Source organism: Cytobacillus firmus, from assembly GCF_023657595.1.
Classification (GTDB): Bacteria; Bacillota; Bacilli; order Bacillales; family Cytobacillaceae; genus Cytobacillus; species Cytobacillus firmus_B.
Genome location: NZ_CP098323.1, coordinates 2,684,891 through 2,701,478 on the forward strand (window position 1 = coordinate 2,684,891; position 16,588 = coordinate 2,701,478).

A 16,588-nucleotide genomic window follows, 5' to 3' on the forward strand; every position below is an offset into this window, starting at 1 on the left:
AGGTTTCTACTGTTTCAAAGCAACTCCATTACCAATACTCCCAACAGCCTTCCTCTTCCCTCTAACCCAAGCAAAGACAATAGCCGTAATCAATGTAAATCCTAAGTACCCCATTAATGGATAAACCGTTCCGACCAATGTGATGAAGCCTATGAAACTGGCGCCAAAAGCGGCAGCTCCAAATAATACAACAAAGACGTTAAACTTAGGATTTTCCCTTTTTACTACCCTGGCTGTGAAGGCATACAGCATACCAACAGCAGTGTTGTAGATCATACCCAGCAGGACAGCAAACATTAACAGTCCAAATGCCGGTGAAATTTCATTTGCAAGGGCAAGGATCGGCATTGGAGATCCCTCCACCACGTCCATTTTGACCAGCATGGCTACATTGATCAGTAAAATCAGGACACCCAGGCCAACACCGCCCAAGATTCCGCCCAAGCCAGCCTGCTTTTCATTCTTCGTGGTGCCGCCCATGACAGCAAGCATCGCTGCACCAGCCGCAATATTGTAAGAAACATATAATAATCCACCCATAAACCAGTTGGAAGCAGCAGGCGTTTGGCTTTCTGCCAATTTCTGAACTTCCGGGAAATCCAGCCCCATCGTGCTTAGGGCATAGACGCTAATGATAACCACCATAAGCAGCAGAAATGGCGTAACCAGGCTGATAATTGAAATCACTTTTTGGATATTTAGACATACTGTCAGGATCGTTACCACAGCCATAATAATATTCCCGGCCATACTCGGGATGCCGAATTGCTCTTCGAAAATCGATCCCGATCCGGCAAGCATGACGACGGCCACCCCAAAAAGGAAGAATGTAATGATGAAATCAACAGCCATCCCAAGATACTTTCCGCAAATATGGTAAATCACATCTTTATGGGAATCTGTTTGCAGACGGCTTCCCAGCTGCGTTAAATTCATGCCAAGAAAAGCAAAGAAAAAAGTCGCGAGCACGCCTCCGGCAATCCCCATCCAGCCAAAGCCCGTAAAAAACTGCAAAATCTCCTGCCCAGAAGCAAAACCTGCTCCGACAATGACCCCAATAAAGGCCCCGGCAATCTGAATACTCTTTTTCAAACCTATTCCCCCTTTTAATATTTGAATTTTTCGACAACTTTGTTTAAAAGAGAAAGAGAGTATCCTCTCTCTCCGAGTGTCATTTACGCTTTTTATTTGATTTGAGTGGCACTATTCCCGCCAATGAGGGCTGCTTGTTCATTCTGCTCCCCCAACGCAAATTTCTTTTCAAAAACAGTAAATTCTCTAATAGTTTCATAATTCGGTTCATAGCCAATACCGGATCTTTCTGGAACCTTGATCATCCCATCTTCTACGGTTACTTCAGGTTCAATCAGATCCTTCTCCCAATAGCGGGATGATGCAGCTGTGTCTCCAGGCATAATGAAGTTTGATAGTGTGGTTAAGGCAATATTGTGCGCCCTGCCGATGCCGGATTCCAGCATGCCCCCGCACCATACCGGGATGCTGCGTTCCTGGCAGAGGTCATGAATTTTTTTGGATTCTGTCAAGCCCCCGACACGGCCGATTTTGATATTAATAATTTTGCAGCTTCCTAGTTCAATCGCCTTGCGCGCATCCTCATAGGAATGGATGCTTTCATCGAGACAGACCGGTGTTTTAAGTTCCCTCTGAAGAACAGCATGGTCAATAATATCATCAGAGGCCAGCGGCTGCTCGATCATCATTAAATCAAATTCATCCAGCTGTTTTAACAGTTCAATATCATCAAGTGTGTAGGCTGAGTTTGCATCCGCCATAAGCGCTATATCCGGGAAATGCTTTCTCACTTCTCTCATGACCTCAACATCCCAGCCCGGCTTGATTTTCACTTTAATTCGTTTGTAGCCATCCTCTACATATTCATCAATGAGGTTCAGCAAATCCTCAACACGGTCCTGAATCCCGATGCTGATTCCAACCTCAATTTCATTCGCTGACCCGCCAAGCGCCTTCGCAAGCGAAATTCCCTTCTGCTTGGCATATAAGTCCCAAACAGCCCCTTCAAATGCCGATTTCGCCATATTGTTTTTCCGTATGTAGGAGAGGGTTTCTGACACATCATCAGGGTGTTCCATTTCTTTGTTTAATAGATTCGGAATGATGAAATCTTCAAGCATATGCCAGTTCGTTTTCAGTGTTTCTTCGTTATACCATGGTGAATGAAAGGCAACTGATTCTCCCCAGCCGCTAACACCGTTCTCATCCTTTGCTTCCAATAAAAGAAATTCTTTATCCTGAAACGTGCCAAAGCTTGTTGTAAATGGTGCTTTCATTCTCATTTTCATATGCCGCAATACAACTTCTGTCACTTTCATATTCATTCCCGCCTTTTCATGTTAGTTGAGCTTAAGCTCGTTTCTTTGAACTAATGCATAGTAATGTACCGGGCCTTCTGTACCTTTTACAAAACCTGCCATGGCATATCCTTTTGAAAATAACGCCTGAAAAATCCCTCTGGTTTTGAAGCGCCAGTCCATCGCAAGCTCGAAATTTTGATTTTTAATAGCTTGAAAGTTTGCCGGAATCGGAACAAGTACAGGTCCTCCAGAAGCATCCCATTCCGTATTTAATAAAACAGGAAAGTTGTCCTCTGATATTCCCCAGTCAAACGGATTCTTGGCAGACGCTGTTTCAATCCTGAGCGGATCACCGGCATGTGGACTGGTAATCCACCATTCCACCTTTAGCCGGTCTGTCGGCAGTCCATGATTCAAATTATCATCCATATCTCCATAGCAATTTTCCACATATGTGGAGCAAACCGCATTCAGTTTATTAAGATTTAAATAGGCATTCCGGCTTTCAAGCGGATCAAACGTCCAGGTGATCAGATCATATCCCATCTCAGCTGCCAGTTCCTTTTGCTTCTGCTTTAATAATGCGCCAAGCCCCTTATCCTGGTGGTCGGGGTGAATGCCGAGCATATGGGAGCACATATACCCTTTTCCCTTGCTGAAACCGGGAAATCCGTAGCTGAATCCCACCAGGTCTTCTTCTATAAATGCCCCGAGGAGAAGCCCGCCATTCTGGGCAGCCGTGATGGTTTGATGAACCGGCAGGGGAGCCATGTTCCAGATTGTCTCCTCCAGTTTTTGAATGAGCCTCATATCGGATGCTGTCTTTAATACCCGCAAATCAATTGTCACAGCAGCCATCTTCACTCCTCCTTCTCCAAAGTGGCCATTACCGCCCTGGCCAATATTTCCACTCCTGAGTAAATGGCTTCCCGATTAAACGTCATGTCCGGATGATGAAGCCCAGGCTGTAAATCACAGCCCAATCCTAGCATTGCGGCCTTAATATTCGGCTTTTTGAGGGTATAAAAATGAAAGTCTTCCCCGCCTGAAGTCACAATTGGCTCCCGTAATTGGCCGGCTCCCAGTACATCAATTATGGCCTTCTCCAGAAAATGCTGCGCTTCTTCATCTACCTGGGCTGCTGCCACATTCGCTTTCGTCTCGAGTGTAATTTTGACTCCGTAGAGCTTGGATAAATACTCCGTGATCGTTTCCATTTTTTCAGACAGTGCGTTTATCACTTCATTTGTTTGAGCTCGCAGGTCTAAACTGAAGGAAGCTTTTCCCGGTATGATATTGCCTGAGTCACTGCCGGCATGAAACTTGGTCATCTTAGCCGTATGGGGGACCATGGGATCCAAATGAATATTTTTGATTTCATGAATGAAAGAAGCGCCAATCTCGATGGCATTCTGACCAAGATGCGGGCGGGCGCCATGGGCGTCTTCCCCGATAATTTCCCCGGTCAAAAATCTTGCAGCACCATGGTAAATCGCTGCCGATGCTTCCCCGTCTATTATTTCCTGGATGGGCCTAAGGTGTACACCGTACAGGTAATCAACGTCATCCAGCACGCCATGCTCAATCATTTTGAGAGCGCCGGTGCCCTTTTCTTCAGCAGGCTGGAGGATGAATTTCAGCTTGCCTTTCTTGGGGAATCCCGCCTTTTGCAGCAGCAAAATCGCACCTACTCCCATTGTCATATGGGCATCATGGCCGCAGGAATGATTCGCCTGAAACTTGCCGTCCACTTCCTGCCAAAGAGCGTCCATATCGGCTCTCAGAGCGACACACGGACTCCCTTCCCCCACTTCAACAACTAAACCGGTGCAATCCCCAAACAGCTGAACCCGGAATCCCCGGCATTCAAGAAATTTCTGCAGGTACTCGGTGGTTTTATATTCCCTCCAGCTCACTTCCGGATGTTCGTGCAAATGCGTAAATACCATCTCTAACGCGGGTTTAAGCTCTTCAATCATTTCCTTCAATCTAACTTCCCTCCCGGCTGTATAAAAAAATGCTCACTTTCCAGCTTTTCATATTGTTCTTTCCTTGCTTCAAATCGGTCACGATCTTGAATGGACACCCCTGCAATCACCGCATTCAGAAAGGAAAATAATGCGGGTGCTGCATCAATCGTCGATTTTTCCGATGAATGGATTTGAAAAAGCAAATCGGCATGCTCTTTAATAGGCGCGATCGCTGAATCAGTTATGCCAATCACAAATGCTCCCTGCTTTTTCGCCAATTCCGCCAATTTGATCGTATCCTTCATATAACGGTCGAATGAAATGGCAATGAACGTCGCATCTTTATCCATTTCTGTGACCGTCAAAAGCAGATCATCCGTATCCGGCCGGATCAGCTTCGCATTTCCCCTTACTACTCCAAGGGTAAAAGAAAGCCAGCTTGCTGCGGAGAAAGAAGACCGAAGTCCTGTAATATATATATTTTTCGATTCGATCAGCCGGTCAACCAAAGCATCGAAATCATCCTGACTGATATTCTGCATCGTTTCCCGTATATGCAGACAATCCTTCTCCATCACAGTTGCCAGGAACTCCGGCTTTTCGGCCAGTTCCACCTTACTCGTAAAATACTGCCCCAGTGTGCTATTCGCTTTCAAAAGCTGTTCCCTTACCATCTTCTGAAGCTCAGAATAGCCGGAAAGCTGAATCGAATAACAGAAACGGATGACGGTCGTTTCACTGACCCCGATTCTTTTGCCGATCTCACCCGCAGACTTTACGGCAAAATCCTTCGGATGGTCGAGCAAATACTTCGCTGCCTTCTGCTGGCCTTTGGAGAGGTTATTAAACTCTTTTTCTATGGTTTCTTTTAATATCATTTAGGATCACCTTAAAATATGAAGTTTATGCTGTATTCTTTTGTTTTTTGAAGTCTGTGCTTCGTTTTAATTAAACTATCATATATTTCTTCGGAAAACAACAATAATTCTGAAAATTTTATAAGTAAAAATGACACCCATATCGGATGCCACTTTTACCTATCCTTTACAGGATTACTCTATTATCCCTGATTGAACAGCATTCACATCTGCTTCAATCTTAATTTCCATTTGACTATACTGCTCTTTCCATTCCTTACGATTAAAATCGGAGCGCTGCCTGGCCTTTTCTCCGATCCGAAGGGGATCTGTGTTCAATTCCTGGAACCTCTTGACCATTTTCTCTGCTCTCTCAATTATTTCTTTTTCCACTGCACTTTCAATTCTCTCAATCGTTTTCTTGTCTGTAAGATCTAAATCAACCCCTTCCATCGCTCTGCCGTTTACTTTCACCTTAAATGCAGCTGTATATTTCCCATTTCTCTTGTCCACCTGTATTTTAGGTTTTGATGAAAGGTTTTCGAGACTTACATCTTCTCCGCCGCTAAGCTCCACTTCAAATTGTCCCCGCCGAAATTTTTCATAAAGTATTTTAAAGATATAGGCGTCACCAAAGCTGATTGTATCAACAAGCTTATCATCTTTAAAAATTCCCAGTCCGCTTACTTTCAAATGCTTTCCCTGTTTCTCAATTAAAGGTAAAAAAGGGTCGGCATCTTTGCTGTAATAGTGAACAAGAAAACGGTGTAAATTTACATCAGGAATAGTCTGCTCAAGATTCTGTTCAACCACATCAATTAAATACTGCGATACAGAATCACTTTGCGAGTAATTAGCATCAATGATGTCTTTCGCCTTCTCTTTTGATACAACCAGCAGCAATTTCCGGCCAATGCTGGGGTTTCTCTGCAGACTGTCTATTTGATTTTCAATGCCATGCTCTGCAAGTTCCTGATTGAAGATGACCAGACCCACCCTGCCAACAACTATGGGCCTTGCAGCTTCAGCCTGAATCTTTTGCCTGATCCGTTTACTGGTCTTCCCTGTTGCAGAAAAAACCTCATTTACAGGCAATGATTGTTCACCTGGAGGTATATTGGAGGAGCCTGCTGTTCCTTCAAATTCCTCACCATTGACATAATCATAGCCAAAGGTCTGCACCAATTGGATATCCTCCAATACCTTTGGACTTGGAGTACAGCCTGCCAGAAGGATTGGAATCAAGGAACAGCATAAATAGTTTTTAACATTCATGCTTTTTTCACCTTCATGATGATATATTGTAAGACCAGCAAGCATGGTAAGTAGAAATAGATGGTATATAACCCGATTTGGGAGACAGCTTTCTGAAGCAAATCAATTTGCTGTCTATCTGTTAATAGAATGCTGATGAAAAACAGCAATAGGCAAAAAATCCTCAAGGCACTTCTCTGAGAGACGGGAAACAGACGATTCATTCCCCTGCTTGCACACCAGAGGCCGATGCAAATATTCGGAAGAATGGCAAAAAACCATACGGAAATTCCTATGTACTCGAACCTTTCCACAATGATTAAGTCCACGATTTTCCAAAGTGTGAGTGTAGCCCAAATGGTGCCTTTCAACTGTTCCTGGTTAAAGTAGACAAAGGTAACAAAAGCAGTGAGCAGATATATAAATATGCTGAAAAGCACCCCGAAATAAGCCCACTTTTCGGATTTCGGCCCATCTTTTATAAAAGGATAAAACATAAAAAGCGTCTCGAACCCGAGAAAATTAAGAGTCATCTCTTTGGAAGCCTTAAATAATTCTGCGGGAGAAGCATTCAAGATTGGCAGCAGATTACCATAATCAGCATACTGTAAAGGATAAAATTTAACCAGCAATAGCGGCAAGCCGTATAAAACCCCTAAATAGCTTACCCCTGTTACAACCCGAAAACCTCCTGTGACATAGGAATAGGCTAAAAATATGATAATCAGTATGAATATCCATTCTGAGACTTCGGGAAATACCCAAACCTGGAGCACTTCCACATAGGATCTAAGTACAACCAGCGCAAAAGCAAAGAAGTATAACAAGAATATAAAGCTGAAAAAACCGCCAATCCATTTCCCCATAATTTCAGCGTGGATGGCCACGATGTCGTTATTTCCCTTATTCAAAATTCGATAGGAAACCCATACCAATCCGATAATGGAGGCGCCGGATGTTAAGATTGCAATCCAGGCGCTATAGCCGGCCGACTGGACAATAATTCTTTCAAATCCCAGAATCCCTACACCTATTTGCATCGCATGTATTAAATAAAATACAAAATAGGGAGATACCTTTTTATCCTCTTTAGGCAATGGAAACATCAGCTAGCCTCCTTTATCGGAACATATTCACTCCAATTAATCTTCTATGTCTCTTTTCGATTTCTCGTGCTTTTTGGGCCGAAAACGAGTTCGTACAGGTGATCTAACCTGCAAAGGCCGCTTTGTTTGCATGAAAAACGGGAGGCGGAAGAGGGAATCTCTTAAGTCATCCAGCCGTAAAGGATAGACGGGTGCCAAATATGGGCGTCCCAGAGAAGTCATTTTAAGCAAATGACTCAAAATGTATGAAAAACAAAAGGTAACTCCCAGAAGTCCCCACAACTGTGCAGTGATTAAAAAAGGAAAACGGATTAAACGGATCGTATTGCCCATTTGATAGACAGGTGTTGTAAAAGATGCCAGGGCCGCAAGCGCTACGATGATCAGCAGCACATTACTGGTCAGCCCGGCCTGTACTGCCGCAGTCCCGATAACAATACCGCCTACGATACCTATCGTCTGACCGATTTTGGTTGGCAGCCTTGCTCCAGCCTCACGCAATAGCTCAATGGTCAGTTCCAAAATAATCGCTTCCAGTATCGGCGGGAACGGGATCCCGCTCCTTGAAGCAATAAGCGGGTTAAGCAGGTTTTCCGGAATCATTTCGTAATGATATGTGAGCACGGCTACATAAAGTGAAGTCGACAACACGGAAAAGAATACGGCGAACAAGCGGACAAGCCGAAAAATGGAGGCAATATGCCATGATAAAAAGTAATCCTCAAAAGCTGAAAAAAACTCTACGAGAGTTGTAGGACCGGTAAGGGCATGAGGTGAGCCATCTACAATGATCGTTATTTTCCCTTCCGAGAGCACACTCGCTACCCTATCAGGCCTTTCCGTGTCAATTAAATGAGGAAAGGGAGAATTGTGGTTATCGGAAATGATCTGGTTAATAAAAGAGCTGTCCACGATTTGATCAAATTGAATCTCATTCAGCCGCTGCAGAATGGTATTTACGTTTTCTTTGTCCGTAATTCCTTCAATATAAAGAACAGCCACTCTTGTTTTCGTCAGACTGCCTATTTTTACTTCTTCCACGATAAGATCTGGAATAGGCAGCCTTTTCCTGACCAGATTGATGTTAGCATCAATCGATTCGACGAAAGCTTCCTTTGGCCCCACAACACTGTACTCGACTTCCGGCATGCTGACGGGCCTCTTCTCAAGCGAAACGGCAGAAATGACCAGAGCCTCTTGCAGTGAACCTTTTACTTCTATGACAACACAGCCTGTCAGCAGTTTATCCCTTATTTCATGAACATTATCTATAATTTCAGTATTATCAATGGGAATAGCCTGCTGAAGATCAAACAGGGATTTGCTCTCATTTTCTTTGATATAAGGCAATACATATTGATGCAGGATGTTAATGTCTACAATAGTCTGGTAATAATGTATATAAAATGGGCTGGATTCTGAATATCTGTAGGAAACAAAATCCGCAGATTCTTTACAGCGATGAAGGAGTTCATCAATCCTTAATTCATGCTCAGTATTTCCATTCTTCTTTTGTTTGTTGTCCCTATTAAACCTTTTTAATTTAGATTTAAAAAAACCCACCGGACACTCCTCCAAAACTTAACAAATCGTAGTTTTAGTATGTGCCGGGGGGTTTTATTTATTCTTTTGCAATATGTTAGATAATTATCTGCTTTTGATGCTGCGAAAAACAATACTATCATCTTATATATTTTAATTATTTATGGGCGTTATTCAAAAGTTCCTTTCACAACAGCCTTACCGTCTTCAACCATTTTTTTTCCCAGGGAAAAAACCGTTTCAATTGCCAATGTTTCTTTATTCAAAAGCACTAAGTCTGCATCTTTCCCTTCCTCTATCCTTCCTTTTTGGTGAAGCTTAAGGATAGAAGCTGGATTTTTGGTAATGACAGACAGTGCATTTTCCATGGAGACCCCTTCTTGAAGGATCGCATCCCGCACTTCGGAAAAAAGTGTGGAAACCTTGCCAATTTGCAGTCCAATTAGTTCTCCCTGCTCATTGAAATCAGGCAGGCTGGCCTGTCCGTCTGAAGTAAACGTAATTTGGCCTGCAGGAACCCCTTCGTCCAGCATGATTCTGAGGGCCTTGCTGCACTTTACTTCCCCCTCTTCGAAAAACTTTGGAATCGAGCTTGTCGTGAAGTCGACATAGCCGCCATTTTTGGCATAACGTATGCCAGCTTCAAATAAATGCGGATTTCGGTTAATATGTGTCGGGTAGAATTGTTTGATTGGTATATCGGTATTCTCCGCAATATCCTCCAAGAGCCTTAAATGATCATAACTATCACCTACATGGACATTTACGATTCCCGCTTTACCGGAAAGCATTCCACCCACACGTGCAGCTGAAGCAATTTTGGCCATTTCTTCAACTGTCGGCTGGGAAGAACGGTGGTCTGCAATCGCAATCTCTCCGACACCGATAATCTTGTCAATCAGAATGAGATCATCTTCAATTTTTCCAGTCAGCGTTTTTACCGGCACCTGATAAGAACCCGTCTGGACATAACAGGTGATTCCTTCTTCCTCAAGTGCCCGCGCTTTAGCAATAAGACTAGCCATCGTCCGTGTTGTTCCGTCTGTACCAATGACACCCACCAGCGTAGTGATGCCAGACAGTGTAGCATCTGTCAGCTGTATTTCCGGTGTCCGGGTTTTATAGCTCCCCTCACCGCCGCCTCCGATGATATGAACATGTGAATCGATAAATCCCGGAACGGCCATTTTTCCTTCGGCATTAATGACTTCAATATCCGCAAATGAAAGCTCCGGCAGTTCAATGGAATCGCGGATATAGCCTATTTTATTATGAACGAGTAAGATATCCTTTTTCCCAAGTAAATGCGGAGAATAAATATCTGCGTTTTTTATAAGAGTTAACAAGGATAAACCCCTTTCTGTCTAACATATAATGTCTGGTTAAAAACCGATTAATACTGCGCCAATCACGAATAGTGATGAAACTCCCATGAGGAGCAGCAAAAATTTGATGATGAATTTTGCCCATGTTCCCCAGTCGAGCCTTGCTGCTCCAAGAGCACCCATAAGGGCTGCAGATGTTGGAACAAAAATATTTGTTAAACCATCTCCAAGCTGGAAAGCAAGCACGGCAACCTGCCTGGATACACCGGCAATATCAGCCAGCGGGGCCATCAGCGGCATTGTAAGGGCTGCCTGTCCTGATCCAGATACAACAAAGAAATTAAAGACAGATTGGAAAAGATACATAAACCACGCTGACAGGGCTGCAGGGAAATCTCCTATTACCTGGCCAGCTCCAAATAGCATTGTATTTAATACAGATGGCGCATCCGGGCTGTCTCCGCCTAATATGATCACAATTCCTTTTGCCATGCCTACAACCAATGCTGCCGGCAAAAGATCTTTAGCCCCTTCAATGAATCCTTCAGCAATATCGTCTACCTTCATATTATTAAGCTTAAAGAAAACAGCAATAAGTCCCGCTGCCAATCCGATCGTAAAAAATTGCGAGGCAATTTCCGGGATATAGTAAGCATGCTCTACAACACCCCATACAATCCAGGCAATTCCGGCTGCTATGGTTAACAGAACAAGACCGTGTCCAAGAGTAAATCGGACCTTCAGCTCCCCTGTTTTCATTTCTTTCCTGAAATAGCTGTCTGATTCATAGCTCACTGATTTCAACGGATCTTTCTTAATTCCCGAAGCGTATTTCCATGTATAAATAATTCCAATTAATGTGAAAACAGCCCACATGCCTATGCGGAACGGAGCGCCTGACAGAACAGGAACTCCCGAAACTCCCTGTGCAATAGCCACACTGAAAGGGTTCATCCAGGAAGTTGCAAACCCAATTTGCGTTGCCACATAGGTGATCATCACACCTGTGATCGCATCATAGCCAAGTGCAACCATAAGAGGCACAAGGATCATCGCAAACGCAATGGCTTCCTCTCCCATCCCAAAAACGGCTCCTCCAAGCGAGAATAGGAAAAACATAATCGGAATGATTAAGATTTCTCTGCCTTTTGTCTTGTCAATTACACTTAAAATGCCTTCTTCAATCGCACGGGTCTTCATTATAATTCCGAATGCTCCGCCAATGATCAATATAAATGCTACAACTCCAACTGCGGATCCCCATTTATCTCCTGATACGAGTCCTTCAAAAACATAATTTAAAAACCCGGCTTCTCCCCCAGACTCAAATAGGCTTGTCCCCTGTCGGACAGGATTACCTTCTTCATCTTTCACGATTTCAAAGCTGTCGGGAACCAATACTGTCTTGGTGGACTCTTCCCCGTTTTGCGTATAAGTTACTTCTTCCGTCTGGAATTGGCCAACGGGAACCAAATACGTAACCAAGGCTGCCAGAAGGACCACAAAGAAAACAATGACAAACGTGTGCGGCACCTTCCAGGCTCTGTTTTTTTCTTTCATTCTATTTCCCCCTTCATTTCTAGATGTAATACTTAATGCAATTTGTGTGCCAAGTTGAAAATTCTGAATAAAAGGATAAAAAATAGAAACTGGTTTATTAATGGGTGATTTAATTGGTATAATAAGAACCATTAATCAACCATTAAAGGAGCTTACCATGAAAAATGAATTAGTGCTGCTTGCCGGAACAAGGGAGACATGTAAAGCGCTCACAGAACAGCTAAAAGGAATGCTCGGAAAGTATATCCGGATAAAAAGCTTTGCGTCGGAAGAATATCTGCCCCCATTAATCGAAGATGCCTTAATCGTGTATTCTTCTTACCTAATTCATGATGAAGTAAAGCATGTTATTGCTCCTTCCTGTGAAGTGATTACAGCACACAGAACCGTAAATTATCAATATATCGATTACCTTTTTGAAATACCCAAGGACACAAATGTCCTTTTTGTAAATGACTTTCCACAGAGCACCATGGATTCTATCGAAACACTTGACAGACTTGGAATCAGCCATCTCCGATATATTCCCTATTCACCAGGCGGAGAAGTTCCAGATTCAATTGAGATTGCCGTTACTCCTGGAGAAATGGATCTAATCCCTTCTTCTATCCCGACGAAAATCAATCTCGGTGTACGGCTTATTGATATCCACACGATTATGGCTATTATAGATTATTTTGAACTGCCGGAAGCCCTCAGAATAAATATCACAGATAAGTACACCGGAAAAATAATTGAACTGAGCAAGAAACTATCATCCTTGAAACAGGAAGCCGATAAACTCAATCAATATTTAAAAAGGGTCGTGGATGGAGTAAATGATGGGATCTTGGCATTTGACAGATCCGGTTCGATTTCAGTTTTCAACAAAGAGCTTGAGAGAATGATAGGAATTTCACCTGAATATGCGTTTAAGAAAAGAATCGGCCAGGTATTCAGAAACAGCGAACTGCTGGAATTTCTATTAAATGATGAATCTGGTGATCAGGAAGCTTTTACGGTCAGACAAACAAACTTGCTGGTGCACCGCTTTCCAATGAAAAATGATAACACGATTGTTGCCACATTCAAAAATATGGATGAAACGATCGAAATGGAAAGAAGAGTAAACCTGGAGCTTCAGAAAAAGGGTTTTGTATCTAAATATACATTCCAGAGCATTTTGGGTGAGAGCCAGATCCTTCAGGAAACCATTCGGATTGCCAAGAAACTTTCATTATCCGACCTGCCTATCTTAATTCAGGGAGAAAGCGGCACAGGAAAAGAATTGTTCGCCGGAGCCATCCATTCGGAATCGAGCAGGAGAAATGCACCTTTTTTAGGGATTAACTGCAACGCTCTTCCTGAAGAATTGCTTGAAAGTGAATTATTCGGATATGAGGATGGCGCGTTCACCGGGGCACGAAAAGGCGGAAAAAAAGGACTGTTTGAGCAGGCTGACCAAGGGACTTTATTTTTGGATGAGATTGGGGATATCAGCATGAAACTGCAGGCCAGGCTATTGCGAGTTCTCGAAGAATGGGAAATCCGCAGAATTGGCGGCAATAAAATTATTCCAATTAATGTTAGGATTATTGCCGCAACCAATCGGAATCTGAAGGAAATGATAGAAGCTGGAAAGTTTCGGGAAGACTTGTACCACCGTTTAAAGGTCCTGTCACTTTCCCTCCCTTCTCTAAGGCAGCGAAAAATAGATATTCCGATCTTAATTCGGGCGTTTATAAGGCAGAGCCACAAACCTTCTGCTTCCATAACAGAGGAAACCTTATTGCTGCTATCAAAGATGGACTGGAAAGGAAATATAAGAGAATTAAAGAATGTCGTTCAGTACATGCTGGCGGTTTCGGAGCACAATGAGCTGACAGCTTCAGATTTGCCTGCAGACCTATCTCCGGCAAATGCTCCTTTGATTCCGGGGACCCTCTCAAACTTAAAAAACGAGCATCATTTCTTACTGAAATGCATTGACGAACTAAATAAAAGCGGAATGCCAGCAAGCAGAAAAAAACTGTCATCTCTAACCCGGAAAACAAATTCGCCCCTCACTGAACAGCAGGTAAGACTCAGACTCAAGGAGTTAGAGCAGCTGGGCTATGTCATGATCCGCAAGGGGAGATCCGGTACACATATTACAGAGAAGGGACTGGAAACTCTGGTTTAAAGATAAATAGGATATATAAAAAAGATTGAGCACAATCCGGTATGATTGTGCTCAATCTCTGTAAATAAGGATGGCTGCTTTGTCATTTCACTCCAAACCAGCCTTATTTCCGCACCAGCTCTGCTGAAGAATGATCAAATTATTTTACTTAGTCTCACGGTGCAAAGTACGTTTTTTTAAACGTGGTGAATACTTCATTAATTCAATCCTATCAGGGTTGTTCCGTTTGTTTTTGGTGGTAATATAATTTCTGTCCCCGGTTTCTGTACAAGCAAGTGTGATGTTAACTCTCATTTTTAAACGCCTCCTGTAATTTTTTTAAACACTTCTGACGATTCTTTCTGCCGCCTGGCGCGCACCGGAGATATTTCGGGCAATTGGCCCAATCTCCAGTTCTGCTAACGGACCCATGACATATAAGTGCGGACACCATTCCAGTGATTGGCTGACGATCGGGTATCCGCACTTCGCACACGGCAGAGCAAACTTTTCAATGGCACTCTCCAGCCAGCTTCCGCCAGGTCTGGATGGTCTGAACCCGGTCGCCAAAACAATCGAATGCGCTTTGACTTCCTTCGTGTCCACTGAAAGGATCAGCTCCTTGTTTTCGCTCTCCTTCACGGTGGTGATTTCCCCATCTGTAATCTTCAGCTTTTTGTCATTTTCAAGCTTTCGAAGCTTATGAAATAATTCAGACGGCAGTGATCCCCGGTTTCTTGCCTTCTTGATGACTTCCCTTCGCTCTGAGTAATCCTGGATTCGCTGATAGTTTTTTTGATACTTGGGTCCCAGCCAGCCCGGATCACTGTCAAAATCACACACTCTAAACGGATGTCTTTTTATTAAAGTGACTTGACCAGGATAAAGCGCTGAAAGCTTAATGGCAGTATGCGCGGCTGTAATGCCTCCTCCAACAACGGAAATTGGAGGCTGCAATGCAGAAAAATCGGCAGCTTCATCAAAAATGTGAAACAGCAGATTCTGCTCATTCATAATAGAATCTGCCCATTCGGGGAAATATAGCTGATCGTTTATGCTTAACGCCAGAACGACATTTTTGGATTTTAGACGATCTCCTTCGTCTACGCTTATAATCCAATCCTCGTTTTCCCTGTCGATGCCGGTTACAAATCCCTGATGCCAGCTCTCCCCCAGCCCGAGATCCTGGAAAAGTGATTGACTATGCTCATTAAAAATCTCAAGCGAAGGCCTTTTATACATCCCATAGAACTCACTTTTTTTCCATTGGTGATTCGCTGCAAAATTCCTTAAGCTAAACGGATCGACATCGAGATGATGGACAAATGGAGAGCGAAGAAATTTCATGCCAATCTTTTCTGTATTTTTAGTCCACTGAACTAATGGCATTTTATGCGGGTCTATAATACGCAGCTTACCTGGTGATACCTTATTATTCTTAACTAAGAAGGCTGCAATGGCAGTCCCTTGAATGCCGCCTCCTACTACGATCCAATCATAGACCATATGAGCCTCCCGCTTCATTAATACGAAATCATTACGATTTAACGAGTAAAATTTTTTTACAATTGACTTCCGTTTAGCGAAAAATAAAAGTATTTGACTTTATTCCTCTTCTTTTTTGCTCGGACACTGTCAGTTAATTCGACCCATGTTACATTTCTTAATTTCTCCTCAAGCTGACTGGTTATCATGTCTTCAATTTCGTGCATGGTCATCATGAGCTTGCCAAATGAAAGGTTAAAATGAGTTGCGGCCTGCCTATGAGGTGAATGCTTCACGAGAAGAGCCATAAATTCTTCAGATGTCGAAGCCTCCTGAGCCAATTCATCTTCAAGCCCAACGACAAATTCATAAATCTCCTTTTGCTTTGGAGGAAGTGATTTTACGATTTCTCTTGAAATAATTTCCATCAAATGCGAATTCATCTCTTTCACCTCACTTGACTCATGGCTACCTTACTTTTCTTTCATGTTGTATCTCTTCATAAATCGTTCTGTACGCCCGCCGCGATCAGTAAATTTCTGAACTCCGGTGTAAAACGGGTGAGTATCTGAGCTTACTTCCACCTTGATCAATGGGTAGGTGTTTCCATCTTCCCACTGTATTGTTTCACTTGCTGTTTTTGTTGATCCTGTCAAAAATTTAAAGCCGCTGTTACTATCCATGAATACCACTTTATGATAATCCGGATGAATACTTTCCTTCATTCTCATTACCTCCAATTTTTTTACCAGCTTGATTTCTTAACTCCCGGAACCTGTCCTTTATGAGCAAATTCCCTGAATGCGATTCGGGACATTTTAAATTTGCGGAGATATCCCCGAGGTCTTCCAGTTACCTGGCAGCGATTTTTCAGGCGTGTCGGTGATGAGTCCCTTGGAAGCTTCCTTAACGCATCATAGTCACCCTTCTCCTTGAGTTCCCTTCGTAATTCAGCATATTTTAAGACTAGCTTCTGCCTTTTAATCTCCTTCGCCACTTTTGATTTTTTTGCCAAT

The 16,588-nt window shown here is 43.1% G+C and carries 16 protein-coding genes; 1 reads left to right on the forward strand and 15 read right to left on the reverse strand.

The features are described 5' to 3' along the window. Nucleotides 1-6 precede the first annotated feature (6 nt). From NAF01_RS13625 to yfcC, 10 genes are all read right to left on the reverse strand, one after another. Nucleotides 7-1,092: a YkvI family membrane protein gene (locus NAF01_RS13625; protein WP_222501316.1), complete on the reverse strand. Its 1,086-nt coding sequence runs from the start codon at nt 1,090-1,092 to the stop codon at nt 7-9. 92 nt (nt 1,093-1,184) lie between these two features. Next, nucleotides 1,185-2,351 carry an o-succinylbenzoate synthase gene (menC, locus tag NAF01_RS13630; protein WP_250800467.1) on the reverse strand — a complete coding sequence of 389 codons (1,167 nt, stop codon included), beginning with the start codon at nt 2,349-2,351 and terminating at the stop codon, nt 1,185-1,187. Between the two features lie 21 nt (nt 2,352-2,372). Next, nucleotides 2,373-3,191, reverse strand: coding sequence for a GNAT family N-acetyltransferase (locus NAF01_RS13635; RefSeq protein WP_222501318.1), 819 nt, complete (start codon nt 3,189-3,191; stop codon nt 2,373-2,375). Nucleotides 3,192-3,193: 2 nt separating this feature from the next. Then, nucleotides 3,194-4,321 (reverse strand): M20 peptidase aminoacylase family protein, encoded by a 1,128-nt coding sequence (locus NAF01_RS13640; protein WP_250800468.1) that lies wholly within the window; start codon nt 4,319-4,321, stop codon nt 3,194-3,196. Further along, nucleotides 4,318-5,181 carry a MurR/RpiR family transcriptional regulator gene (locus tag NAF01_RS13645; protein WP_250800469.1) on the reverse strand — a complete coding sequence of 288 codons (864 nt, stop codon included), beginning with the start codon at nt 5,179-5,181 and terminating at the stop codon, nt 4,318-4,320. Before NAF01_RS13645 ends, NAF01_RS13640 begins: the two co-directional genes overlap by 4 nt. Before the next feature lie 174 nt (nt 5,182-5,355). After that, the gene (locus NAF01_RS13650) at nt 5,356-6,435 is read right to left on the reverse strand and encodes a Ger(x)C family spore germination protein (RefSeq protein WP_250800471.1); all 1,080 of its coding nucleotides are present in this window, start codon (nt 6,433-6,435) and stop codon (nt 5,356-5,358) included. After that, nucleotides 6,432-7,520 (reverse strand): GerAB/ArcD/ProY family transporter, encoded by a 1,089-nt coding sequence (locus tag NAF01_RS13655; protein ID WP_250800473.1) that lies wholly within the window; start codon nt 7,518-7,520, stop codon nt 6,432-6,434. Before NAF01_RS13655 ends, NAF01_RS13650 begins: the two co-directional genes overlap by 4 nt. 36 nt (nt 7,521-7,556) lie before the next feature. Beyond that, nucleotides 7,557-9,083 carry a spore germination protein gene (locus NAF01_RS13660; RefSeq protein WP_250800474.1) on the reverse strand — a complete coding sequence of 509 codons (1,527 nt, stop codon included), beginning with the start codon at nt 9,081-9,083 and terminating at the stop codon, nt 7,557-7,559. A 149-nt stretch (nt 9,084-9,232) separates the two neighbouring features. Further along, entirely contained in the window at nt 9,233-10,408 is a 1,176-nt protein-coding gene (iadA, locus tag NAF01_RS13665; protein WP_250800476.1) for a beta-aspartyl-peptidase, read from the reverse strand. A gap of 36 nt (nt 10,409-10,444) precedes the next feature. Beyond that, a complete protein-coding gene (yfcC, locus tag NAF01_RS13670; protein WP_197215870.1) occupies nt 10,445-11,947 on the reverse strand; it encodes a putative basic amino acid antiporter YfcC in 1,503 nt (500 codons plus the stop codon). Between the two features lie 157 nt (nt 11,948-12,104). Here yfcC and NAF01_RS13675 point away from each other — a divergent pair, with 157 nt between their 5' ends. Further along, nucleotides 12,105-14,108, forward strand: coding sequence for a sigma 54-interacting transcriptional regulator (locus NAF01_RS13675; RefSeq protein WP_197249710.1), 2,004 nt, complete (start codon nt 12,105-12,107; stop codon nt 14,106-14,108). Nucleotides 14,109-14,252: 144 nt separating this feature from the next. On the opposite strand, the gene rpmG is transcribed toward NAF01_RS13675, so the two are convergent. From rpmG to rpsN, 5 genes are read right to left on the reverse strand one after another with little or no spacing between them, the layout of a single operon-like run. After that, the gene (gene rpmG, locus NAF01_RS13680; RefSeq protein ID WP_048011555.1) at nt 14,253-14,402 is read right to left on the reverse strand and encodes a 50S ribosomal protein L33; all 150 of its coding nucleotides are present in this window, start codon (nt 14,400-14,402) and stop codon (nt 14,253-14,255) included. A gap of 24 nt (nt 14,403-14,426) precedes the next feature. Then, complete coding sequence (locus tag NAF01_RS13685) at nt 14,427-15,593, reverse strand: FAD/NAD(P)-binding protein (RefSeq protein ID WP_250800477.1); 1,167 nt, start codon at nt 15,591-15,593, stop codon at nt 14,427-14,429. A gap of 56 nt (nt 15,594-15,649) precedes the next feature. After that, the gene (locus NAF01_RS13690) at nt 15,650-16,015 is read right to left on the reverse strand and encodes a hypothetical protein (RefSeq protein WP_250800479.1); all 366 of its coding nucleotides are present in this window, start codon (nt 16,013-16,015) and stop codon (nt 15,650-15,652) included. A gap of 30 nt (nt 16,016-16,045) precedes the next feature. After that, on the reverse strand, nt 16,046-16,297 hold the full coding sequence (locus NAF01_RS13695; protein WP_197249709.1) for a type B 50S ribosomal protein L31: 252 nt from the start codon (nt 16,295-16,297) through the stop codon (nt 16,046-16,048). 20 nt (nt 16,298-16,317) lie between these two features. Beyond that, entirely contained in the window at nt 16,318-16,587 is a 270-nt protein-coding gene (gene rpsN / locus NAF01_RS13700) for a 30S ribosomal protein S14 (protein WP_197215892.1), read from the reverse strand. Between the last annotated feature and the right edge of the window lies 1 nt (nt 16,588).